The organism is Halorhodospira sp. 9622 (genome assembly GCF_022228025.1).
In the GTDB taxonomy this organism is placed as follows: Bacteria; Pseudomonadota; Gammaproteobacteria; order Nitrococcales; family Halorhodospiraceae; genus Halorhodospira; species Halorhodospira halophila_A.
Map to the genome: position 1 here is coordinate 83502 of NZ_JAJNRE010000008.1, position 21394 is coordinate 104895.

Consider the following 21394-nt stretch of genomic DNA (forward strand, 5'->3'; position numbering starts at 1 on the left):
CCCCGCCTGCTTGGGGTGGTTGCGTGGTCACTCGGCCTACTCGGGCAGCCCGAACTGCTCGACGCTGGCGAAGATGTCGGTATCGGAGATGATCCCGATCGGCCGGCCCTGGGTGTCGATGACCACCATGCGCCGGATGTTCTCCGCGCCCATGCGCTCGGCGCAGTCGAGCAGCGAGGTGTCCTCGGGTACGGTGATCAGCGGCCGCGTAGCCACCTCCGAGATGCGTACCTGGCTCGGTTGCTTGGTGGCCGAGACCACCCGGCTGATGACGTCGCGCTGGGTCATGATGCCCATGCCGTCGGCCTCGTCCGGCGCGGGCTGGACCACCACCGAGGAGATCCGCCGCTCGCGCATCAGGTGCATGGCGTCCTCGACGCTGGTATCGCCGGACATCGTGACCAGGTTCGGGTTCATGAGGTCGGCCACCGTGTGCGGCACCCGGCCCGAGGCGACCATCTCCTCGAGTGGCGCGACCACCCGGCGCTGCTCGCGGGCCTGGCGCTCGGCCTCGATCGCCTCCTCGCGCTCGCGCTGGATGCGGTCGATGTCGATGGTGCCGTGCATCTGATCGATCAGCGCGTCGGCGAACTGGCTGGTCTTCACCTCGGTGGCGCCCTGCAGCGAGCGGGCGAAGTCGTAGGTGACGATCCCGGCGCCGACCACCTTCTCGTAGGCGGCGCGGATCAGGTCGGCTGCCTCGCTCCAGCCGATGTGCTCGAGCAGCATGACGCCCGAGAACAGCAGCGAGCCGGGATTGACCTTGTCCTGGTTGGCGTACTTCGGCGCGGTGCCGTGGGTGGCCTCGAATACCGCCACGTTGTCGGACATGTTGGCGCCCGGCGCGATGCCCACGCCACCGACCTCGGCGGCGATGGCGTCCGAGAGGTAGTCGCCGTTGAGGTTCATGGTGGCGAGGACGTCGAACTCGTTGGGCCGCAGCAGCATGAGCTGGAACATGATGTCCGCGATGCGGTCCTTGATGACGATCTTGCCCTCGGGGCGCTTGCCGCCGTAGGTGGCGTAGAGCTCCTCCTCGGTGATGGTCTGGTCCGGGAACTCCTCGCGGGCGACCTCGTAGCCCCAGGTGCGGAAAGCCCCCTCGGTGTACTTCATGATGTTGCCCTTGTGCACCAGGGTGACGCTCTCGCGGTTATGCTCGATGGCGTACTCGATCGCCTTGCGCACCAGGCGCTTGGTCCCGAACGGGCTGATCGGCTTGACGCCAAGACCGGCGCCGTCGAAGAACGTCTCGCCCATCTCCTCGCGCAGGAAGCGGGCGACCTTCTCGTTGTCGGCGCTGCCGGCCTGGTACTCGATCCCGGCGTAGACGTCCTCGGTGTTCTCGCGGAAGATCACCACGTCGATGTCCTCGGGGCGCTGCAGCGGCGAGGGGACACCGGCGTAGTGGCGCACCGGGCGGACGCAGGCGTACAGATCGAGCTCCTGGCGCAGGGAGACGTTCAGCGACCGGAAGCCGCCGCCCACCGGCGTGGTCAGGGGCCCCTTGATGGAGATGAGTACGTCCTTCAGGGCGGCCTTGGTCTCATCGGGGAAGTAGTTGCCGTCGTACAGGGCGGCGGCTTTCTCGCCCATGTACAGCTCGGCCCAGTGGATCTTGCGCCGCCCGCCGTAGGCCTTCTCGACCGCGGCGTCCCAGATGCGCATGCAGGCGCGGTTGATATCGGGCCCGATGCCGTCGCCCTCGACGTAACCGATGATCGGGTTGTCCGGGACCTGAAGTCGGCCGTCGGACCCGACGGTGATCTTCTGGCCGCCCTCGGGGTACTGGATTTGTTGGCTCATGGCTCCTCCCGCTGGATTTCCTTTCGGCGGCGCGTGGCCGGTCCGGCTTTTGGCCGCGGTCCCGGCGCCTGTGACAAACGGGCTCTATTCTCAATCAGCCCCCGGGGCCAATCAAGAATGGGCGAGCCGCTCCAGGTAACGCTCCACGTCCAGCGCGGCCATGCAGCCGGTGCCGGCCGAGGTGACCGCTTGGCGATAGACGTGGTCGCAGACGTCGCCGGCGGCGAACACACCCGGGACGCTCGTCGCCGTGGCGTTGCCGTCCAGGCCGCTGTTGACCCGGATGTAGCCGCCGGACATGGCCAGCTGACCCTCGAACAGCCCGGTATTGGGGGAGTGGCCGATGGCGATGAAGACGCCCGAGACCTCGCGTTCAGCGATCTCGCCGCTTTCCGTATGGCGCAGGCGCACGCCGTTCACGCCGCTGTCGTCACCGACGACCTCCTCCAGGGCCCGGTTCCAGCAGATATCGACGCGCCCCTGCTCGACCCGCTCCATGAGCTGGCGCTGGAGGATCTTCTCGGCGCGCAGGTTGTTGCGTCGGTGCACCAGGGTGACGTGGGAGCAGATGTTCGCCAGGTACAGCGCCTCCTGGACGGCGGTGTTGCCGCCGCCGACCACCGCAACCGGCTGATTGCGGTAGAAGAAGCCGTCGCAGGTGGCGCACGCCGACACGCCCTTGCCCATGAATTGCTTCTCGGACGCCAGGCCGAGGTACTTGGCGCTCGCCCCGGTGGCGATGATCAGCGCGTCGCAGGTGTAGCGATGCTGGTCGCCCTCCAGGGTGATCGGCTGCCCGGCCACGCTTGCGGTGTGGATGTGGTCGAAGATGATCTCGGTGTTGAAGCGCTCGGCCTGGCGGCGCATGCGGTCCATGAGTTCCGGACCCTGAATGCCTTCCGGCTCGCCGGGCCAGTTGTCGACCTCCGTGGTGGTGGTCAGCTGGCCGCCCATCTCCATGCCGGTGACCAGGACCGGATCGAGATTGGCCCGCGCGGCGTAGATGGCCGCGGTGTAGCCGGCCGGGCCGGAGCCGAGGATCAGCACGTTGCAATGCTTGCTCTGTTGGGCCATGGGGTCACGACTCGTCTGTTTGCAGGGGTGGATGCACCGCACGCCCGGCGCGCGCGGCCGGGGATATGTTAGCGCTATTGCAAGGGTGTCTCTACGCCGTCGCGCCCCGGTCGGTGGATGCGGTCCGGGTGGGCGTAGCGCAGCAGGACCAGGGCCAGGGCAATCGCCGGGAGCCCGGCGGCGGCAGAGATCATGAAGAAGTGGACCCAGCCCACCTGCTCGGCGACGACCCCGGTGAAACCGCCGAGGAACTGACCCGGCAACGTCATCAGCGAGCTGAACAGCGCGTACTGTGTGGCCGTATAGGCGGTGTTGGTCAGGCTCGCCAGGTAGGCGAGGAAGACCGCGATCGCCATACCGCCAGTGACGTTGTCGGCCACGATGGCCGCGATCAGGCCGTGGATCTCCGGACCCAGTGTCGCCAGCCACGAGAAGGTGAGGTTGGTCAGTGGCGCCAGGATGGCGGTGGCGATGAGCATCGGCGCGATGCCCACGCGGCTGACCATGACGCCGCCGAGGGCGGCGCCGAAAAGGGTCATGGCGAGGCCGAAGGCCGCCGCGATGTTGGCGATCTGGTCCTTGGTAAAGCCCAGGTCCAGGTAGAACGGGTTGGCCATCACGCCCATGACGATGTCGCTGACGCGGAAGGTGGCGACGAACAGCAGGATGATGATGGCCACCGGGAGGCCGAAGCGCTTGAAGAAATCGGCGAAGGGGCAGAGCACGGCGCCGATCAGCCAGGCCGTAATCCGCCGGCGCAGGCCCCGGTGCGGGGTCCGCTCCAGGTAGTCGACGACCCGCTGCTCCAATTGCCGCGTGTCGCGGCTGACGGCCACCTGCGGCTCGCGGATGAGCAGCGTTGTGGTCAGGCCCACGCCCATGAGCAGCGCCATGCCGCTGTACGCCAGGGTCCAGTTGCCCCAGGCGGCCAGGTGCAACGCTCCGGCCCCGGCGGCGAGCAGGGCGATGCGGTAGCCAAAGACATAGGTGGCCGCCATGGCCGCCTGCCGATGGCGGGCGGCGGCCTCGACCCGGTAGGCGTCGATGGCCACGTCCTGGGTGGCCGAGCCGAAGGCGGCGGCGACGGCGAACACGGCCACCAGGCCCAGGTACTCGGTGGGGTCGGTCAGTGCCATACCGAGCAGTGAGCTGGCCACGATCAGCTGCGCGAGCAGCATCCAGGAGCGGCGCCTCCCCATCCAGGGGCCGAGCACCGGCAGGGTGAGGCGATCGACGAAGGGCGCCCAGACCACCTTGATGCTGTGGGCGATCCCCACCCAGCTGAGAAAGCCGATGGCGGCCAGCTCGACGCCCATGTCCTGGAGCCACGCGGTGAACGTGCCGCCGACCAGTAGCAGCGGCAGCCCCGCCGAGAAGCCGAGGAAGGCCATGGCGATGACCCGCGGGTGCAGATAGACCCGCAGCCCGGCGTAGCCGTTGCGCTCGGCCGGTGCGGTGGGGGTTGCCTCCTCGCTCACCGGCGCTCCCCCAGCCAGCGCCAGATGGAGCCGTCGGGGCGCTGCTCGCCGGTGGTCAGATAGCGCAGCGTGTTGCGGTGGAACAGGGTCCAGCGCAGCTGCGCGCGCGCCTCGGTGGTCCCGCAGCACAGCAGCCGGTCCCCCGGTTCCAGCGGCACCTGCAGATCGGGCAGGGGGACCACGGCCTCCGGGCGGACCAACAGCAGCGCCACGGTGTTCATGCCCTGGCCGCTCTGCTGGGGGTCAGCCAGGATGTCGCCGATGGCCACCTCGGCGCCCTCGTGACGGAGTTCAAGGATCGCCGGGCTGCGGCGCTCGCTCACCTCCAGGGTCCAGATCTCCGGAACCCGGCCACCACTGACCTCGCGGATGCGTCGGGCCACCGCGGCGTGCCAGCTGCGGTCGAACCCGCGTGCGATGCGCAGGAATTCCGGCAGCAGCGGTGCCGTGATCAGGCTCAGCATGCGCGTGGCGATCAGGTAGCTCGGTTCCACCGGCATTTGCAGCTGCGCCGCCTTGAACAGCGGCCGATGGGCCATCTGGTTCTCGCGGGCGGCCAGGTAGAGGTCCGGCTTGATGTCCCGCCCGGTCATGACGATGGAGAGGTTGTCGGCATCGTCGTCGGTGCCGGCGAGCACCGCCTCGGCCTGCTCGACGCCGGCCTCGCGCAGGGTCACCGCCTCGGTCCCCTTGCCATAGATGGTGCCCTCCGGCGCGCCGGTCTGCTCCGGGGTCCGCTCGATAACGGTGTAGGGCACATTGACCTTGTCGAGCCGCCGGCAGACCGCCTTGCCGAAGCGCCCGTAGCCACAGATCAGCCACCGGCCCGAAGGGGGGCGGGGTGGCTCGAACAGGGGGGTGTTGGGCATCCCCGACAGCCACTCGTAGACCCGGTGCATCTCCGGCTTGGTGATCGCCAGCGCCAGCCGGTCGGCGAACGAGGAGAACGGATCGACCACGTGGTCCGTACCGAACGAGGCCATGTTGTCCGCCGTGGCGCGGTTCTCGGCGCGGCAGATGACGCGCTGCTCCGGGTGCAGCAACCGCACCGTGATGGCGATCTGCAGGTTGGTGTGGTCGTCGTTGGTCACCGCCAGCACACCGGCGCACTGCGGGTGGTCGAGGCCGGCAGCGCGCAGGTTGTCGGTGACGTTGGCATCGGCCTGCCAGCCGGGGACGAACAGCCGCAGGTCACGGGTCTCCAGCTCGGCGATGCGCTCGCGGTCGACATCGAGCACGGTGGCCTCCCAGCCGCGCTCGGTGAGCGAGCGGACCAGCAGCGAGCCGGTGTCGCCGTAGCCGCAGATGATCCAGAACGGGTCGGCGAGACGCCGCACCCGGCGCCGGAAGCGCCCGGCCTCCACCGTGCGGCGGAAGATCGGATCCTGGATCAGCCCGACGATGGTCACGATGGCGTAGAACCAGGCGATCACCGGCGGGTAGATGGCCAGCATGTACCCGAAGCGCTGCGCGTAGTTGAACTCGTGCGGATACTCGCCGAAGCCGATGGTCGGCGCCGTGTAGGTCAGGAAGTAGAGGGCGTCGATGAAGTTCATCCGCCACGGCTCGCCGTCCGGGTGCTCGCCGGGGATGGCCATGAGCACCAGGATGCCCAGCGCATAGCTGCCGATGAGCATCAGCAGCGGGCCGCGCATGCGGCGCAGCACCATGTAGAAGGCGGCGTTGCCCATGGATCGGTCCTGCGCCTAGCGGTGGATCTTCACCGTCTCGATGATCAGCAGGGTCACCGAGACCACGTTGGCCACCAGCGCACCGCTGGCTAGGGAGACGATGCTGGCCATGGTCATGTCGGTCAGGCCCACGCCGGTGCCGTAGACCGCCACACCCCAGAGCACGGCGGCGGCAATCAGCTGCAGGTCGGCAACCAGGCTCGCCGCCAGGAGGATGGCGCCGATCTGCGTGCGTTCGCCGAACTTGAGCACCGTGGCGATCAGGTTGACCACGATGGCGGCGAACAGCTCCCAGGCGGCGTGGTGGTCCGGGTTGTCGATCGTCCCGTAGACGAACCCGAAGTTCAGGGTCAGCGCCAGCAGGATGAAGAAGCCGAAGACGACCTTCTCGAGATTCATGAGAACTCCTTGGTTTCCGTCAGCCGCCGCGCGAGGCCAGCCGATCGGCGGTGCGGATCGGCTCCGGGAGGCGGTAGCGGGTGCAGCAGGCCATCACCCAGGCCGCTGCCGTGTCGTAGTCTAGGCGGTGACCGGGCGAGACGTATACCGGCCGCACCCGTGCACGGGTGCGCAGCACCGTGCCGATGCGCTCCTGGCCGTCGTACAGCGGTGTCTTGGCACCGCGCGCCTCGGCGACCGCGGCGTGCGAGCCGATCAGTCGCGATTTGCCGACGCCGATGCTCGGTCGCTCGAGCAGGACGCCCAGGTGAGCGGCGATGCCGAGCCGGCGCGGGTGGGCGACGCCTTGGCCGTCGCAGAGCAGCAGCTCGGGCAGTGTTTCCAGCCCAGCCAGAGCGTCGAGGATGGCGGGCAGCTCCCGGAACGAGAGCAGCCCCGGGCGGTACGGCATCTCCACCGGGCGGCGGGCCTGCCGGCTTTCCTGCAGCTCGAACCCCGGCCAGCTGTAACGGGCCACGGCGGCGCAGGCGGTGGCCCCGCCGTCGCGGAAGCCGACGTCGACCCCGGCAACGTTCACTACCGGCGGCAGGTCGTTGGCCAGCCGCACCCGCTGGTGCAGCTGGCGTTGGATCCGCGCTCCTTCAGCGGCGTCCACGCGCCAGGGGTGCGGGATCCGGCAGGGCCAAGTCACGCCGCCGGGCCCCGGCTTACGGGCACGGGTTGGGGTTGGCGGCGTGGATCGCCTCGATGCCGTCATGCACCGCCTCGGGCAGGGTCAGATCGGCCGCGGCCAGGTTGTCGGCCAGCTGCGCCTGGGTCGTGGCGCCGATGATTGTGCTGGTGCAGAAGGGCCGTTGGGTGGCGAAGGCGATGGCCATCTGCGCCGGGTCGAGATCGTGCTCGCGGGCCAGCTCGACGTAGGCCCGGGTGGCCGCCACGCCCCGCTCGCCGGTGTAGCGCTGAAAGCGCTCGTAGAGGGTCAGCCGGGCCGCGGCGGGGCGCTGCCCGTCCAGGTACTTGCCGCTGAGCACACCGAAGCCCAGCGGCGAGTAGGCCAGCAGGCCGCAGCGCTCGCGGTGGCTGACCTCAGCGAGGCCCACCTCGTAGCTGCGGTTGAGCAGGCTGTACGGGTTCTGGATGGAGACGATGCGCGGCAGGCCCAGGCGTTCGGCCTCGGCGATGAAGCGCATCGCCCCCCAGGGCGTCTCGTTGGACAGGCCGATGGCGCGGATCCGCCCGGCGGCCACCAGCTCGCCCAGCGCCTCCAGGGTGCGCCGGATGCGCGCCCGCTCGTCCTCGCCTTCTTCCTCAGGGCAGGGATAGTCGAGTCGCCCGAAGAAGTTGGCGCGGCGCTCGGGCCAGTGAAGCTGGTAGAGATCGATGTAGTCGGTCTGCAGCCGCCGCAGCGAGCCGTCCACCGCCTCCCGGAGCTGCTCGGCGGTGTAGGCGCGCTGTCCGTCGCGGATCGAGTCGAGCCCGGGGCCGGCGATCTTGGTGGCGATGACCAGGTCCTCGCGGCGAGGCTGGCGGGCCAGCCAGCTGCCCAGATACGCCTCGGTGCGCCCGGCGGTCTCGGTGCGCGGTGGCACCGGGTACATCTCCGCGGCGTCGATGAAGTTGACCCCACGCTCGGTGGCGAGGTCGAGCTGCGCGTGGGCCTCGGCCTCGGTGTTCTGCTCGCCCCAGGTCATGGTCCCGAGGCAGATGCTGCTGACGCGCAGATCGGTGTGGCCGAGTGGACGGTATTCCATGGGCGTGCCCTGCTGTCGGCGTGGACCCGGTCAGTTTCCCGGCCGCGCCGGCTGCCGGCAAGCCCCCGGCGGACTCGTGGCGGCGCCGGCGAGCCGTTAAGCTGGGGGCGACCGCCGAAGAAGGAGACCCCGGTGAAGATCGCCTCGTGGAACGTGAACTCCCTAAAGGTCCGCCTGCCGCAGGTCAAGGTGTGGGCGCAGAGTGCCGCACCGTCGGTGATCGCCCTGCAGGAGACCAAGGTCCCCGACGACCAGTTCCCGCTCACGGCGTTGCAGGAGGCCGGTTACCAGGCGTGTTTCGCCGGCCAGCGAACCTACAACGGGGTGGCCGTGCTTGCCCGCAGCACGCCGGAGGAGGTGGTGACTGACCTGCCCGGCTTCGCCGATGCCCAGCGCCGGGTGCTCGCCTGTACCGTGGACGGGGTGCGGCTGATCAATCTCTACGTGCCCAACGGCCAGGAGGTGGGCTCGGAGAAGTACGACTACAAGCTGCGCTGGCTGGAGGCCCTGCACCACTGGGTGGCCCAGGAGCTGGCGGCCCACGAGCAGGTGGTGGTACTGGGCGATTTCAACATCGCCCCAGAGCCGGCGGATGTCCACGACCCCGCCGAGTGGGAGGGCAAGGTGCTGTTCAGCCCGCCCGAGCGCGAGGCGCTGCAGGGGGTGCTCGACTTGGGGCTGGTGGATACTTTCCGGCTGTTTGAGCAGCCCGAGGCGCAATTCTCCTGGTGGGACTACCGGGTCAATAGTTTCAAGCGCAACCGAGGCCTGCGCATCGACCTCATCCTGGCCAGCAGCGCCTTGGCGCGGGCCTGCACCGCGTCCGGGGTCGACGTCGAGCCGCGCCGCTGGGAGCGTCCCTCGGATCACGCCCCGGTGGTCGCCGAGTTCGACCCCGCGCTGCTGGCGGGGGGCGAGGGCGGGAGCCCGGTATGAAGTACCGCGACCTGCGCGAGTTCCTCCAGCACCTCGAGGCCCGGGGCGAGCTCAAGCGTATCCGCCACCCGGTGGACCCGCATCTGGAGATGACCGAGGTCTGCGACCGGACCCTGCGTGCCGGCGGCCCGGCGTTGCTCTTCGAACGCCCGCGCGGCTACGACACGCCGGTGCTCGGCAACCTCTTTGGCACGCCGCACCGGGTGGCCCTCGGCATGGGCGCCGAGGATGTCGCCGCGCTGCGCGAGATCGGCGAGCTGCTGGCCTTCCTGCGCCAGCCCGAGCCGCCCAAGGGGATGCGTGATGCCTGGCGGCAGCTGCCGGTCTTCCGCCGGGTGCTGGACATGTCGCCGAAGACGGTGCGCAAGGCGCCGTGCCAGGAGCGGGTGATCGAGGGCGAGGACGTGGATCTGTCGCGCTGGCCGATCCAGACCTGCTGGCCCGGCGATGCCGGTCCGCTGATCACCTGGGCCCTGGTGATCACCCGTGGCCCGGAGAAGGAGCGGCAGAACCTGGGCATCTACCGCCAGCAGGTGATCGGCCGCAACCGGGTCATCATGCGCTGGCTCGCCCACCGGGGTGGGGCCCTGGATTTCGCCGAGCATCAGCGCCACCACCCCGGCGAGCCCTTCCCGGTGGCGGTGGCCCTGGGGGCGGATCCGGCCACCATCCTCGGCGCCGTCACGCCCGTGCCCGATGCCATCAGCGAGTACGCCTTCGCCGGTCTGCTGCGCGGCTCGAAGACCGAGCTGGTGACCTGCAAGGGGTCGTCGCTCCAGGTGCCCGCCTCGGCCGAGGTGGTGCTCGAGGGCCACATCCACCCCGGGGACACTGCCGAAGAGGGCCCGTTCGCCGACCATACCGGTTACTACAACGAGACCGAGACCTTCCCGGTGTTCACCATCGACCGGATCACCCACCGGGCGGCGCCGATCTACCACTCCACCTACACCGGACGGCCCCCGGACGAGCCGGCGGTGCTCGGCGAGGCGCTCAACGAGGTCTTCGTGCCCATCCTGCGCAAGCAGTTCCCGGAGATCGTCGACTTCTACCTGCCGCCGGAGGGCTGCTCCTACCGCCTGGCGGTGGTCACGATCCGCAAACAGTACCCCGGGCACGCCAAGCGCGTCCTCCTCGGGGTCTGGTCGTTCCTGCGCCAGTTCATGTATACCAAGTTCATCATCGTCACCGATGACGACGTGGACGCCCGCGACTGGAAGGCGGTGATCTGGGCGCTGACCACCCGCAGCGACCCGCGGCGCGACGCCACCTTCATCGACCACAGCCCTATCGACTACCTCGATTTCGCTTCCCCCGTCTCGGGGCTGGGGTCGAAAATGGGGCTCGACGCCACCAATAAGTGGCCCGGGGAGACCGACCGCACCTGGGGCACACCGGCCACCATGGATGCGGCCACCCGGGCCCGGGTGGACGCCTATTGGGCGGAACTCGGTCTTGATTGACGCGGCAGCGGCCGCCTACGAACCAGGCAGAGGGCCATGACCTACACCGTGCGCTTCAGTGACGGCACCGAGATCGGCGCCGAGCCCGACGAGGCGGTACTCGACGCCGCCCTGCGCCAGGGCGTCTCGCTGCCCTACGGTTGCCGCAACGGCGTCTGCGGGACGTGCCGTGCGCCGGTGCGCGCCGGCGAGGTCGCCTACCCGTCGGGCCAGCCCAAGGCCCTGGATGACGCCGAGCGTGCTGCGGGCCTGGCCCTGCTCTGCCAGGCCCGGGCCGCCAGTGATCTGGCGGTGGACCTCGAGCCCCTGGGCGACGTCGCCGCGGCGCCGCGCATCCTGCCGGCGCGGGTGGCGCGCCTGGAACACCTGGCGCCGTCGATCTGCCGCCTCTTCCTGCGTCTGCCCGAGGGCAAACGCCTTCCCTTCCGGCCGGGGCAGTATGTCGAGATCCTGCTCGGCGACGGCGAGCGGCGCGCCTTCTCCCTGGCCAGCTCGCCCCTGGACGACGAGCACCTGGAGCTGCACATTCGGCATATCCCCGGCGGGCGCTTCACCGACTACGTCTTCAACGAGATGCGCGAGGGCGAGCTGCTGCGCATCGAGGGGCCTCTGGGCCAACTCTATCTGCGCGATGACGGCGACCGGCCCGCGCTGCTGGTCGGTGGGGGCACCGGTTTCGGCCCGCTCAAGGGGATCCTCGAGCACGCCCTGGCCCGGGGCGATCGGCGCCGGTTTCACCTCTACTGGGGCACCCGCGAACGCGCCGGACTGTACCTGGACGACCTGGCCCGGGGCTGGGCCGAGACCCACCCCGGTGTGGATTACACCCCGGTGCTCTCCGAGCCCGGCGCCGAAGACGCGTGGGACGGGCGGATCGGCTGGGTGCACGAGGCCGTCGTGCACGACCACCCGGACCTCTCCGGCTTCGATGTCTACATGAGCGGCCCGCCGCCGATGACCGAGGCTGCGCGGGCGGCCTTCCTCGAGCACGGACTGAACCCGGAGCGACTCTTCTACGATGCATTCCACTTCAGCCACGAGTGATCGCTACAGGGCCTACCGCTGGGCGGTGAACCGCGCCTATCAGGAGGCGGCGCTGCCCGGCGTATCGCGGACCTTTGCGCTGACCATCCCGCAGTTGCCCGAGGTGCTGCGCGATACCGTCACCAACGCCTACCTGCTGTGCCGGGTGGCGGATACCATCGAGGACCACTCGGCGGCCGACGTCGAGGCCAAGCACGACCTCATGATCGGCCTCAAGGAGGCCCTCCACGGCGCCCGCGATCCTGGCCGGCTCGCCAGGGAAATCGAGGCGGTGCTCGACTGGGACACGCCGCCGGCCGAGCGCGATCTGGTCGTGTCGCTGCCACGGGTGATCGCGGTGACCGGCGGGCTGCCCGAGGCCCACCAGGGGCCGGTGATCCGCTGCGTTTCGGTCATGGGCGAGGGGATGGCCCGCTTCCAGCGCCTGCGCTCGCCGGTAGGGCTGGCCGACCGGGCGCAGTTCGAGGAGTACTGCTACTACGTCGCTGGCGTGGTCGGCGAGATGCTCACCGACCTGTTCATCCTCGAGGTCGAGGGGTTCGACAGCAACCGCGACGAGATGATGGACCTGGGCCGGCGCTTCGGCCTCGGGCTGCAGGCGACCAATGTCATCAAGGATGTCTGGGCCGACCGCCAGCGGGGGGTCTGTTGGCTGCCGCGGGAGGTCTTCACCGAATCCGGCTGCAGCCTCGGCCCCGACGCGGACTGGAGCGAGGACCCGGGGTTCCACCGCGGTATCGGCCGCATGGTCGAGATTGGGGTCGAGCACATGGAAGCGGCGCGTGCCTACATCCTGCGCATTCCCCCGACGCAGCCGGGCATCCGCCGTTTCTGTGCCTGGGCGGCGACGATGTCGCTGGCCACGCTGCGGCAGATCCGCCGGCACCCCGGCTTCAAATCCGGCGACGAAGTCAAGATCAGCCGCCGCCAGGTGCGTCGCCTGGCCGGGTTGACCAACTACGCCGCCGAGCGCGACTGGGCCATGCGCACGGTGCTGGCCTGGAGCGGCCGTGGGCTGCCACGGCCGCTGGTGCGCTCGCGCGAGCCGGCGTGAGCGACTGCCACGCGGTGTTGGCTCAGCCGCCGATCTCGGCCAGCAGCCGATCGATCAGCCGCTGCGACTGGCTCCGGTACATGCCGCCGAACAGGTTGAAGTGGTTGAGCACGTGGTAGAGCTGGTAGAGGTCGCGCCGTACCGCGTAGCCGGGATCACGCGGCCAGATGGCGTCGTAGCCCTCATGGAAGGCGCTCGGGAAACCGCCGAATAGCTCGCTCATGGCCAGGTCGGTTTCGCGGTCGCCGTAGTAGGTGGCCGGGTCGTAGATCACCGGCGCGCCGTCGCGGGCGAAGCCGGCGTTGCCACCCCACAGGTCGCCGTGGAGCAGCGAGGGGGCCGGCGTGTAGTCCCGGAACAGTGCCCCCAGCCCCGCCGCCAGGCGTTCCCCGGCGTCGACCACCCGGCGCCCGGCGCCGCGTTCGGCGGCCAGGCGCAGCTGGTGGCGCAGCCGCCGCTCGCGGAAGAACCGGACCCAGTCCTCGTCCCAGCCGTTGGGCTGCGGTGTCGCGCCGATGAAGTTGTCGCGGTGCCAGCCGTGGGCCGCGGCGCAGGCCCCGTGCAGGGCGGCCAGCCCCTCGCCCAGGCGCCGGTAGCCGGCGGTATCGCCCCGGCCGGAGAGGTCGATGTGCTCGAGGACCAGGAAGTACTGTCCGCCGTGAGCGCCCTCGGCGATCGGCCGCGGCACCCGCAGTGCCCCGGCGCCGGCCAGCTCGCGCAGGGCGTCGGCCTCGGTCTCGAACAATTCGGCCCCGGCGGCATCGTTGATCTTGACGAAGAAGCGGCGGTGCCCGTCGCTGAGGGTGAAGGCGTCGTTAATGCAGCCGCCCCCGGCGCCGCCCCGGCGGGCCGGGCCGAAGGCTTCGTCGGTGGCCTCGGTGATGGCGGTCTCGATGGTTTGTTGCAGATCCATGGCCAGCGCTCCTGCGGTTCAGGGGTCGGATGCGTGACGGACAACGTGCAGAATAGGCGGCTGCGACTCAACCGTCCCGGACCCCGTTCCGGGTGTCCACAGCGAGGTGCCACCGTGTCCCGAATCCCCCGATCCGCCACCCTGGCCTGCGCCGCAGCGGCCCTGTCCGCTGGCGGTTGCGCCACCCTCGACCGGGAGTACGAGGCCGCCTTGCTGCTCGGCGATCTGAGCGCCGAGGGCCACGAAGAGACCCGCCTGCAGGATCGCGGCGGCGACCCTGAGCGCACTTCAGTGCGCTACGACAAGGGCCAAGGCGAGCGCGAGGCGGATCTCTACCGCCCGGACGGCGAGGCCCGCGGCAACCTGGTGCTGATTCACGGCCTGACCGAGCAGGGCAAGGACGACCGGCGCCTGGTGGAGATGGCCGAGAGCCTGACCCGAGTCGGCTACCGGGTCCTGGTGCCCGAGGTGGAGGGGCTGCGCGAGCTGCGCTGGGGGCCGGAGAATCGCGATGACGTCGCCGATGCGGTCCGCCATATGGCCAACCGCGAGGCGAGTCGCGGGCTGCCCCTGGGGGTGAGCACCCTGAGCCTGATGAGCGGTCCGGTGCTGCTCGCCACCGCCGACGACGAGCTGCGCCGGCGCGTGGAGTTCGTCGCCCTGATCGGTGGGTACTACGATCTTGAGGCGTGGCTGCGCTACATCACCACCGGGTACGACGCTTTGGCCGACGCCCAGGATGACCCGGCGCCACGGGCGGAGAGCCGCTGGGTTCTCCTCCAGGCACTGGCCAGCCGGGTGGACGGGGATGACCGGGAGTGGCTGCAGCGTATCGCCGAACGCCGGCTGGATGACCCAGAGTCGGACATCGGCGCCGAGCGCGCGGCGCTGGGCGAGGAGGCGGCCGCCCTGGTGGATCTGCTCGCCAATGACGACCCCCAGGCCTTCGATGACTACTTGGAGCAGATCCCGGCCGCTTACCGCGATGCCCTGGAGGAGCTGGACCCGTCCCGTCGGGATTGGTCGGACTACCACCCGGAGCTGCTGTTGGTCCACGGCACCAACGACCGGGTGGTGCCCTTCTCCCACAGCGAGGCACTGGAGGCGGCGGCGCCGGAGGCCCACCTCTACCGCAGCGCTGGTCTCGCCCACGTGGAGCTGGAGGGCGGTCTGTTCGACAGCGTGCGGCTGTGGCGGGCGGCCTCGGCGCTGCTCGACGTCCGCCTGGAACCGGACCGGCCCCTGGCCGAGGATGCGCAGCGTAACGTCTATATCCCGCCGCGCGGCAAGCTCGAGCGCACCTTGCGGGTGGGGGCCGTCTACAACGACGAGGCCATCCAGATCCGCTACGAGTTCGCCACCGAGGCCCCGTCCTGGTATCACCAGTACTGGGTCTACGAGGTGGAGGGGCGCGGCAGCGGTGGCGAGTGGGTCCGCTACGGGAGTGGGGGTCCGGAACCCGACGAGCACGGCCTCTACGAGGACCGCATCTCCATGCTCTTGGACGACGGGGACGTCGGGCTGGACCGCTACGGCGGATTCATGACCGCCCACGAGGGTATGCGCGGGCTCACCGGCGCCGCCGGGGCCGACGAGGTACGGGCCCACCCCCACCTGGGCGAGACCCTGGGGCGCTCGGACGTGCGCAAGTACATCCCCCAGTCGCGCGAGGACGGTGACGGCGCCGCCGACTGGGCGGCCGTGCGGGATGAGGCGGAGCTTGAGGCGATGCGCGAGCGCGGTGAGTTCCTCGACCTGTGGCAGTGGCGTGCCCACCGCTCCCATCCCCTGGGTTACGCCGACAACGGCTACGTCCTCGAGTACCGCCACAGCTCTGCGGGACGCGGCATGTTCACCGACAACTGGGACGACGAGGCGGAGCAGCCGCGCTGGATGTACGACCCCGACGAGGCCGGCTTCCGTGCCCTGGACCGCGAGCGGTTGTTCGCGGGTGACTACGACCAGGACGACCTTTACTACCTGAGCGAGGGGCACGCCACCGATTTCGACCCCGACCACCCCTGGGAGGACGGGGACGTTCTGCCGCAGCGTTTCCTGCAGGAGCCGGACGGCAGCCGCGGGGCGATCCGGGCCGACGGTGGCTATGAGGACGGCGCCTGGCGAGTTCGCCTGACCCGCTCGCTAGAGGCGCCGGACCCCACCGACAGCCACGCCCTGGAGCCCGGTGAGGTCTACGACGTGGCCTTCGCCGTCCACGAGGGCGTGGGGCAGCGCTGGCACCGGGTCTCGATGCCGCACACGCTTGCCCTGGCCGGGGAGGCGGGCGACGCCCCGGAGGCCGACATCGTGGCCACTTACACGGAGGGCGATCTGGACGAGGCCGAGGTGGCGTGGGCCGATATCGGACTGATCTACCCGGGGCAGATGACCTGGGACTGGCTCATCGACCGGGGCCGCGGCGGTCACCCAGGCGCGGGGCATGTCCTTGGCGGCGAGGACGCCATCGGCGACGAGCACCGGCTGCCGCAGCTCCAGGACTACCTGCTCTACGAGGAGCGCCGGCGCATCGAGCGCTCCGAATAGGCCGCCTCGGAGAAGGGCGCTGCTGGGCTACGGCTCGCGCACCCGCAGCGGGCTGCGCCGCGGGAAGTGCGAGCGCAGGAACTCCATCTGGTCGGCAAGGATGCGCCGGCCCTGCAGGTAGACATACTCGGCGTGGGTGGGCGTGAATGGCACCGCCAGCAACTCCATGCCCGCGGCCTCCGGGGTCCGGTCGCTCTTGTGGTTGTTGCAGCGCTTGCAGGCGGTGACCACGTTGTTCCAGGTGTTGGCGCCGCCGCGGCTGACCGGGGTGACGTGATCGCGGGAGAGTTCGGAGGAACGGAAGCGCCTGCCGCAGTAAAGGCAGAGGTGGGCGTCGCGGCGGAACAGGGTCGGATTGTTGAGCGGGGGCGTGTAGCCCGGTCGACCCTTGAGCGATGCCTGTCGGGTTCCCTCGGTGGCGATGATCGAGTTCAGGTCAAGGTACGATCGTCGCCCGGTGGCCGAGTTGAACCCGCCTCGGACCCGGTAGAGTGTACTGCCGCAGGCGTAGGCGACCTGGCCGAGGTAGTAGTAGCGGACCGCCTCCTCGAAGCCGACCCACTCCAGCGGCATGCCGGATATGTCGGTGCGCAATATGCGGTGTTCGAGCACTGCCCACCCCCGTGTCAGGCATTGGGCTTGCCCTCTTATAGCCGGTTGGCACGCCTCTTGACAACAGTCGGTGGGCGGGGTTGCGGTTTTGCCGCACCGCGGCACCGCTTCACACCCCGTGGCCGATTCGCTAGCATCTGCCCGTTCGGCTGGGCGCGCGGCGGTATCCGTGCGCCGTGATCCGGGCCCGGGTCGAGGCCCGTCCGGACAGTCGTCACGAACAATCCAACGGCTAACAACTGCCGCAAACGGGGGATCAAACCATGGCCATCAAGGTTGCCGTGCCGAAGGAGACCCGGCCCGGCGAGCGGCGTGTCGCGCTCGTCCCTGGGGTCCTGAAGCAGTTCGGCAAACTCGGCGTCGAGCTGCTCCTGGAGACGGGAGCGGGTGAGGGCGCCGGGTTCGATGATGCCGATTACGAAGCCGGCGGTGTTCGCATCGTCCAGTCCCGTGACGAGCTGCTCAAGGAGGCCGATGTCCTGCTCAGCGTGCAGCCGCTGAGCGTCAAGGAGACCGGCCAGGTGAAGGAAGGAGCGGTGCTCATCAGCTTCCTGACGCCCCACGAGGGCGACGAGCGGATCCAGACGCTGTGCAAGCGGAAGGTCACCTCCTTCGCTATGGAGCTCGTCCCGCGGATCACCCGGGCCCAGTCCATCGACGCCCTCTCCTCCCAGGCGGCTGCCGCCGGCTATAAGGCCGCGCTGATCGCCGCCGAGCGTTCCCCGCGTTTCTTCCCGATGCTCACCACCGCCGCCGGGACCATCCGTCCGGCCAAGGCCGTGGTGGTCGGTGCCGGTGTGGCTGGCCTGCAGGCCATTGCCACCTGCCGCCGCCTCGGCGCCCAGGTCGAGGGCTACGACGTGCGCCCCGAGACCAAGGAACAGGTCGAGTCGCTCGGTGCCAAGTTCATCGACACCGGGGTCTCGGCCGTAGGCGAGGGCGGCTATGCCCGCGAGCTCACCGCCGAGGAGCAGCAACAGCAGGCCGAGGTGCTGGCCAACCATGTCGCCAACGCCCATGTGGTGGTGACCACGGCCGCCATCCCGGGCCGCCCGGCGCCGAAGATCATCGACAAGGCGACGGTCGAGCGCATGGGCGGTGGCACGGTGATTGTCGACATGGCCGCCGAGACCGGCGGCAACTGCGAGGTCACCAAGGCCGGCAAGGACGTCACCCACAACGGGGTTCTGGTGGTCGGGCCGAAGAATCTCCCCGCCAGCGTCGCCGTCCACACCAGCGAGATGTACAGCAAGAACCTGTACAACCTGCTGACGCTGATGGTTCAGGATGGTGACCTGACTCTCAACTGGGATGACCAGGTGATCGCGGATACCTGTCTGACCCACGACGGCCAGGTTCGCCACGGGGCCACCCGGGAGCGCCTGGAAGGAGGTAAGTCATGATCGAGGTCGGCGGGCTCGTCGCACTCTATGTCTTCATGCTCGCAGCGGTGGCCGGTTACGAGGTCATCACCCGGGTGCCGGTCATCCTGCACACGCCGCTGATGTCCGGCTCGAACTTCATCCACGGCATCGTCGTCGTCGGCGCCATGGTCGCCCTCGGCGTCGCCGAGACGCCGCTGGAGCAGGCCATCGGCTTTGTCGCCGTGCTGCTCGGCGCCGCCAACGCCGTCGGCGGCTACGTCGTCACCGAGCGGATGCTCGATATGTTCAAGAGCAGTAAGAAGGAGGACGGCTGAACATGAGTGTCGTAGTCCAACTCAGTTACTTCGTCGCCTCCATCCTGTTCATCTTCGGCCTGAAGGCCATGAGCTCGCCGGTGACGGCGCGCAAGGGCGTGATGTGGGCCGGTGTCGGCATGGTCGTGGCCACGGTGGCCACCTTCGCCCACCCGAGCGTGGGGATGGAGAACATCTCCCTGATCCTGATCGCCATCGTCCTTGGTGGCGCCTTCGCCTGGTACACGGCGCTCAAGGTGCAGATGACCGAGATGCCGCAGATGGTGGCGGTCTACAACGGCCTCGGTGGCGGTTCCGCCGGTGCCATCGCCGCGGTCTCCCTGCTCCAGGGCGCGCGAGCGGACGAGGGCTCGGTGGCCGCGGCCATGGGCTCCGACGCGGCCGCACTCGGCCTGCTCGGTGCGGTGATCGGCTCGGTGGCCTTCTCCGGCTCCATGATCGCCTGGGCCAAGCTGGATGATCGCCTGAAGAAGTCGACCCTGGTCGAGAACCACCAGTGGTGGAACGTGGCTCTGGCCGCGGCGACCCTGCTGCTGGCGATCTGGGTGTTCAATACCGGCTCCGGCTTCCCGATCCTGCTGTTCTTCATCGCCGCACTGGCGCTGGGCATCTTCATCACCGTGCCCATCGGCGGTGCCGACATGCCCGTGGTCATCTCCCTGTTCAACGCCCTGACCGGCCTGGCCGTGGGCTTCAAGGGGTACGTCCTGGGCAACCTGGCGCTGATCATCGCCGGTACGGTGGTGGGCGCCGCCGGCATGCTGCTGACCCTGCTCATGGCCAAGGCCATGAACCGTTCGCTGCTGAACATCCTGTTCAGCGGCTTCGGAGCCGCTCCGGCCGCCGCCGAGTCGGAGGCCGAGGGCGAGATGAAGGAGGTCGGTCCCGCCGACGGCGCCTACATGATGGGGTACGCCGACCGGGTGATCATCGTCCCGGGCTATGGCCTGGCCGTGGCGCAGGCCCAGCATAAGCTCTGGGAGATGGTCGAGCTGCTGCAAAAGCACGACGTGGACGTCAAGTTCGCCATCCACCCGGTGGCCGGCCGCATGCCGGGCCACATGAACGTGCTCCTCGCCGAGGCCGGCGTGCCCTACGACATGATCTACGACATGGATGAGATCAACGAGGAGTTCGAGGACACCGACGTGGTGCTGATCATCGGCGCCAACGACGTGGTCAACCCGGCCGCCCGGGAGGACGAGGGCAGCGCCATCTACGGCATGCCGATCCTCAACGTGGACTACGCCGACCAGGTTCTCGTGGTCAAGCGTGGTCGCGGGGCCGGCTTCTCCGGTGTGGAGAACAAGCTGTTCTTCCGCGACAATACCCGCATGGTCTTCGGCGACGCCCAGAAGGTCGTCTCCGAAATGGTCCAGACCGTCAAGGGTATGTAAGCCGGCTGCGGCCGGTCTGCTGGAGGCAACGGGTTTGCTGGATGAGTCCGAGCGGCTTTGGCGCTTCGCCGAGGATATCTACGCCAGGCCGGGCGTCGAAGCCGCCTGCCTCAAGCTTCAGGCCCGCTACGGGCTGTCCATTTCGCTCCTGCTGGCCGCCGTCTGGAGCGGTCTGCAGGGGCGGGGGCGGCTCGGGGTCTCCAGTGCCGAAGGTGCCATCCGCCGGGGCCAGGAGTGGGATCGAGAGGTCATCGACCCGCTCCGGGCCCTGCGGCGCCACCTCAAGCTGCATCCGCCCCGCGATCTGGCGGATGACAACCACGAGCTTCGCAAGCAGCTGATCGCCGCCGAGCTCCGCGCCGAGGCGATTGAGCAGAAGCTTTTCCTGCAAGACCTGCCCACGGACCTTCCCGCCGCCCCGGAGGGCGAGCGCTGGCGCGACGCCGCGTGGAATGCCGGCGTGGTCGTACGACGCAAGTGCCCGACCTGCGACCCGGAGGCGGTTTCGGCCATCGCGCGGATCCTCTGCGAGGCGTGCGAGGGGCTCGGGAACGAAACTGCGACGGAAGAGGTCCGACGGGTATGGCCCTGATCAACCTGCCGCGTGCCGCCCTGCTGGCGGTGGGCGGCGCCCTGTTGCTGGCCGGCTGTACGGCCCCGGATCACCTGCTCATCGAGAAGGCCGAGACGGAACGTTTCGAGCAGCGCTTCGACAGCGTCGACGAGCGTCTGGAGGCCCTGGCCGAGGCCCAGGAGCGATCCCGTGAGCTGGCGCGCGAGGCGCAGCTGGCGCGCATCGCCGGCGCCATGGAGGCGCAGACGGCGAACCGCTGGCTGGTGCCGCTGCGCCCCGTCGATCCGGGCGACCCCGAGTGCTCGGACGAGCCGGCCTGTCCCGACGATCAGTTGCGCCCGGGTCAGGAGCTCAGTGCCGACGGCATGCTCGTCTTTGGCGAGATCGAGGAGCTGCAACTGGATCCGCCGGGGCTGCTGTTCGATGCCCGGATCGATACCGGCGCCTCCACCTCCTCGGTGGACGCCCGCGAGATCGAGGAATTCGAGCGGGATGGCGAGCCGTGGGTCCGTTTCCAGATGCTCAACCCGGACGGCGATGGCCGGATCGCCATCGAGCGCCCCAAGGCGCGCAGCGCCACCATCGTTCAGGCCTCCGGGCGGGAGTCACGGCCGGTCGTGGAGTTGCACGTGACCATCGGCCGCTTCTCGGAGACGGCCGAGTTCACCCTGACCGACCGCAGCCACCTGACCTACCCGGTACTGATCGGCCGCGATGTGCTGCGCGATGTGGCGGTGGTCGACGTCGGCCTGAAGCGTGCCACCGAACCCGTGACCCCGGATGACGAGGATCTCGAGGCCATCGATGCCGATGACCATGTCGAGGAAATTGTCGAGGAAGACGACGAGGATCCGGGGGAGGACGGGGACGATGACGACAAGGACGATCAAGACAACGACACGGATGGCGACGAGCAGGAGGCGGACGACGATGACGGGGACGAGTAGACGGGCCGGGCG

General features: G+C 69.4%; 19 protein-coding genes and 1 pseudogene. 10 read left to right on the forward strand and 10 right to left on the reverse strand.

Features of this window, described 5'->3' with window-relative positions; genetic code table 11:
• Positions 1–36 precede the first annotated feature (36 nt).
• The 8 genes and pseudogenes from LRG07_RS06480 to LRG07_RS06515 all read right to left on the reverse strand — a co-directional run bounded on the left by LRG07_RS06480 (position 37) and on the right by LRG07_RS06515 (position 8199).
• Positions 37–567 (reverse strand): CBS domain-containing protein, encoded by a 531-nt coding sequence (locus tag LRG07_RS06480; protein WP_338018469.1) that lies wholly within the window; start codon positions 565–567, stop codon positions 37–39.
• Positions 565–1806, reverse strand: a pseudogene (gene icd / locus LRG07_RS06485) (isocitrate dehydrogenase (NADP(+))); the annotation flags it as partial. The gene LRG07_RS06480 and the pseudogene icd, both read right to left, overlap by 3 nt.
• 111 nt (positions 1807–1917) lie before the next feature.
• Positions 1918–2880, reverse strand: coding sequence for a thioredoxin-disulfide reductase (gene trxB / locus LRG07_RS06490; RefSeq protein ID WP_201241817.1), 963 nt, complete (start codon positions 2878–2880; stop codon positions 1918–1920).
• Positions 2881–2954: 74 nt separating this feature from the next.
• Positions 2955–4358, reverse strand: coding sequence for an MFS transporter (locus LRG07_RS06495; protein ID WP_370641513.1), 1404 nt, complete (start codon positions 4356–4358; stop codon positions 2955–2957).
• Positions 4355–6049, reverse strand: a complete 1695-nt coding sequence (locus LRG07_RS06500; protein ID WP_238642009.1) for a TrkA family potassium uptake protein — start codon at positions 6047–6049, stop codon at positions 4355–4357. Before LRG07_RS06500 ends, LRG07_RS06495 begins: the two co-directional genes overlap by 4 nt.
• A 15-nt stretch (positions 6050–6064) precedes the next feature.
• Positions 6065–6448 carry a DUF6394 family protein gene (locus LRG07_RS06505; protein ID WP_201173209.1) on the reverse strand — a complete coding sequence of 128 codons (384 nt, stop codon included), beginning with the start codon at positions 6446–6448 and terminating at the stop codon, positions 6065–6067.
• Positions 6449–6467: 19 nt separating this feature from the next.
• Positions 6468–7139 carry a deoxyribonuclease V gene (gene nfi / locus LRG07_RS06510; protein WP_238633269.1) on the reverse strand — a complete coding sequence of 224 codons (672 nt, stop codon included), beginning with the start codon at positions 7137–7139 and terminating at the stop codon, positions 6468–6470.
• A gap of 16 nt (positions 7140–7155) precedes the next feature.
• Positions 7156–8199 carry an NADP(H)-dependent aldo-keto reductase gene (locus LRG07_RS06515; RefSeq protein ID WP_201173205.1) on the reverse strand — a complete coding sequence of 348 codons (1044 nt, stop codon included), beginning with the start codon at positions 8197–8199 and terminating at the stop codon, positions 7156–7158.
• A 132-nt stretch (positions 8200–8331) separates the two neighbouring features.
• Between LRG07_RS06515 and xth the strand changes: the two genes are divergently transcribed.
• From xth to LRG07_RS06535, 4 genes are read left to right on the forward strand one after another with little or no spacing between them, the layout of a single operon-like run.
• Complete coding sequence (xth, locus tag LRG07_RS06520; protein ID WP_238642010.1) at positions 8332–9135, forward strand: exodeoxyribonuclease III; 804 nt, start codon at positions 8332–8334, stop codon at positions 9133–9135.
• A complete protein-coding gene (ubiD, locus tag LRG07_RS06525) occupies positions 9132–10598 on the forward strand; it encodes a 4-hydroxy-3-polyprenylbenzoate decarboxylase (protein ID WP_238642011.1) in 1467 nt (488 codons plus the stop codon). The genes xth and ubiD overlap by 4 nt, the downstream gene beginning before the upstream one ends.
• 36 nt (positions 10599–10634) lie before the next feature.
• On the forward strand, positions 10635–11642 hold the full coding sequence (locus LRG07_RS06530; RefSeq protein WP_238642012.1) for a CDP-6-deoxy-delta-3,4-glucoseen reductase: 1008 nt from the start codon (positions 10635–10637) through the stop codon (positions 11640–11642).
• Complete coding sequence (locus LRG07_RS06535) at positions 11617–12696, forward strand: phytoene/squalene synthase family protein (RefSeq protein WP_238634993.1); 1080 nt, start codon at positions 11617–11619, stop codon at positions 12694–12696. The genes LRG07_RS06530 and LRG07_RS06535 overlap by 26 nt, the downstream gene beginning before the upstream one ends.
• A gap of 22 nt (positions 12697–12718) precedes the next feature.
• On the opposite strand, the gene LRG07_RS06540 is transcribed toward LRG07_RS06535, so the two are convergent.
• Positions 12719–13609, reverse strand: a complete 891-nt coding sequence (locus LRG07_RS06540) for a fructosamine kinase family protein (RefSeq protein ID WP_238642013.1) — start codon at positions 13607–13609, stop codon at positions 12719–12721.
• Positions 13610–14791: 1182 nt separating this feature from the next.
• Here LRG07_RS06540 and LRG07_RS06545 point away from each other — a divergent pair.
• Entirely contained in the window at positions 14792–16153 is a 1362-nt protein-coding gene (locus LRG07_RS06545; RefSeq protein ID WP_370641515.1) for an ethylbenzene dehydrogenase-related protein, read from the forward strand.
• A 27-nt stretch (positions 16154–16180) separates the two neighbouring features.
• Here the strand turns inward: LRG07_RS06545 and LRG07_RS06550 are convergent, their stop codons facing one another.
• A complete protein-coding gene (locus tag LRG07_RS06550; RefSeq protein ID WP_201173390.1) occupies positions 16181–16726 on the reverse strand; it encodes an HNH endonuclease in 546 nt (181 codons plus the stop codon).
• A gap of 302 nt (positions 16727–17028) precedes the next feature.
• On the opposite strand from LRG07_RS06550, the gene LRG07_RS06555 reads away from it, so the two are divergent.
• Genes LRG07_RS06555 through LRG07_RS06575 form a run of 5 tightly spaced genes read left to right on the forward strand, consistent with a single transcriptional unit; the run spans position 17029 to position 21382 of the window.
• Positions 17029–18168, forward strand: a complete 1140-nt coding sequence (locus LRG07_RS06555; RefSeq protein WP_201173189.1) for a Re/Si-specific NAD(P)(+) transhydrogenase subunit alpha — start codon at positions 17029–17031, stop codon at positions 18166–18168.
• Positions 18165–18464 carry an NAD(P) transhydrogenase subunit alpha gene (locus LRG07_RS06560; RefSeq protein ID WP_011815061.1) on the forward strand — a complete coding sequence of 100 codons (300 nt, stop codon included), beginning with the start codon at positions 18165–18167 and terminating at the stop codon, positions 18462–18464. Before LRG07_RS06555 ends, LRG07_RS06560 begins: the two co-directional genes overlap by 4 nt.
• A gap of 2 nt (positions 18465–18466) precedes the next feature.
• Positions 18467–19861, forward strand: a complete 1395-nt coding sequence (locus LRG07_RS06565; RefSeq protein WP_201173179.1) for an NAD(P)(+) transhydrogenase (Re/Si-specific) subunit beta — start codon at positions 18467–18469, stop codon at positions 19859–19861.
• A 34-nt stretch (positions 19862–19895) separates the two neighbouring features.
• The gene (locus tag LRG07_RS06570) at positions 19896–20453 is read left to right on the forward strand and encodes a TIGR02444 family protein (protein WP_201173178.1); all 558 of its coding nucleotides are present in this window, start codon (positions 19896–19898) and stop codon (positions 20451–20453) included.
• The gene (locus LRG07_RS06575) at positions 20444–21382 is read left to right on the forward strand and encodes a RimK/LysX family protein (RefSeq protein ID WP_238642014.1); all 939 of its coding nucleotides are present in this window, start codon (positions 20444–20446) and stop codon (positions 21380–21382) included. The genes LRG07_RS06570 and LRG07_RS06575 overlap by 10 nt, the downstream gene beginning before the upstream one ends.
• Positions 21383–21394: the final 12 nt, after the last annotated feature.

Coding starts and splice junctions, on each gene's coding strand:
- ubiD (WP_238642011.1), top strand. CDS start 9,132: ATGAAGTACCGCGACCTGCGCGAGTTCCTCCAGCACCTCGAGGCCCGG.
- LRG07_RS06555 (WP_201173189.1), top strand. CDS start 17,029: ATGGCCATCAAGGTTGCCGTGCCGAAGGAGACCCGGCCCGGCGAGCGG.
- LRG07_RS06500 (WP_238642009.1), bottom strand. CDS start 6,049: ATGGGCAACGCCGCCTTCTACATGGTGCTGCGCCGCATGCGCGGCCCG.
- LRG07_RS06565 (WP_201173179.1), top strand. CDS start 18,467: ATGAGTGTCGTAGTCCAACTCAGTTACTTCGTCGCCTCCATCCTGTTC.
- LRG07_RS06530 (WP_238642012.1), top strand. CDS start 10,635: ATGACCTACACCGTGCGCTTCAGTGACGGCACCGAGATCGGCGCCGAG.
- trxB (WP_201241817.1), bottom strand. CDS start 2,880: ATGGCCCAACAGAGCAAGCATTGCAACGTGCTGATCCTCGGCTCCGGC.
- LRG07_RS06560 (WP_011815061.1), top strand. CDS start 18,165: ATGATCGAGGTCGGCGGGCTCGTCGCACTCTATGTCTTCATGCTCGCA.
- LRG07_RS06535 (WP_238634993.1), top strand. CDS start 11,617: ATGCATTCCACTTCAGCCACGAGTGATCGCTACAGGGCCTACCGCTGG.
- LRG07_RS06505 (WP_201173209.1), bottom strand. CDS start 6,448: ATGAATCTCGAGAAGGTCGTCTTCGGCTTCTTCATCCTGCTGGCGCTG.
- LRG07_RS06480 (WP_338018469.1), bottom strand. CDS start 567: ATGCACGGCACCATCGACATCGACCGCATCCAGCGCGAGCGCGAGGAG.
- LRG07_RS06540 (WP_238642013.1), bottom strand. CDS start 13,609: ATGGATCTGCAACAAACCATCGAGACCGCCATCACCGAGGCCACCGAC.
- LRG07_RS06515 (WP_201173205.1), bottom strand. CDS start 8,199: ATGGAATACCGTCCACTCGGCCACACCGATCTGCGCGTCAGCAGCATC.
- LRG07_RS06575 (WP_238642014.1), top strand. CDS start 20,444: ATGGCCCTGATCAACCTGCCGCGTGCCGCCCTGCTGGCGGTGGGCGGC.
- LRG07_RS06550 (WP_201173390.1), bottom strand. CDS start 16,726: ATGCCGCTGGAGTGGGTCGGCTTCGAGGAGGCGGTCCGCTACTACTAC.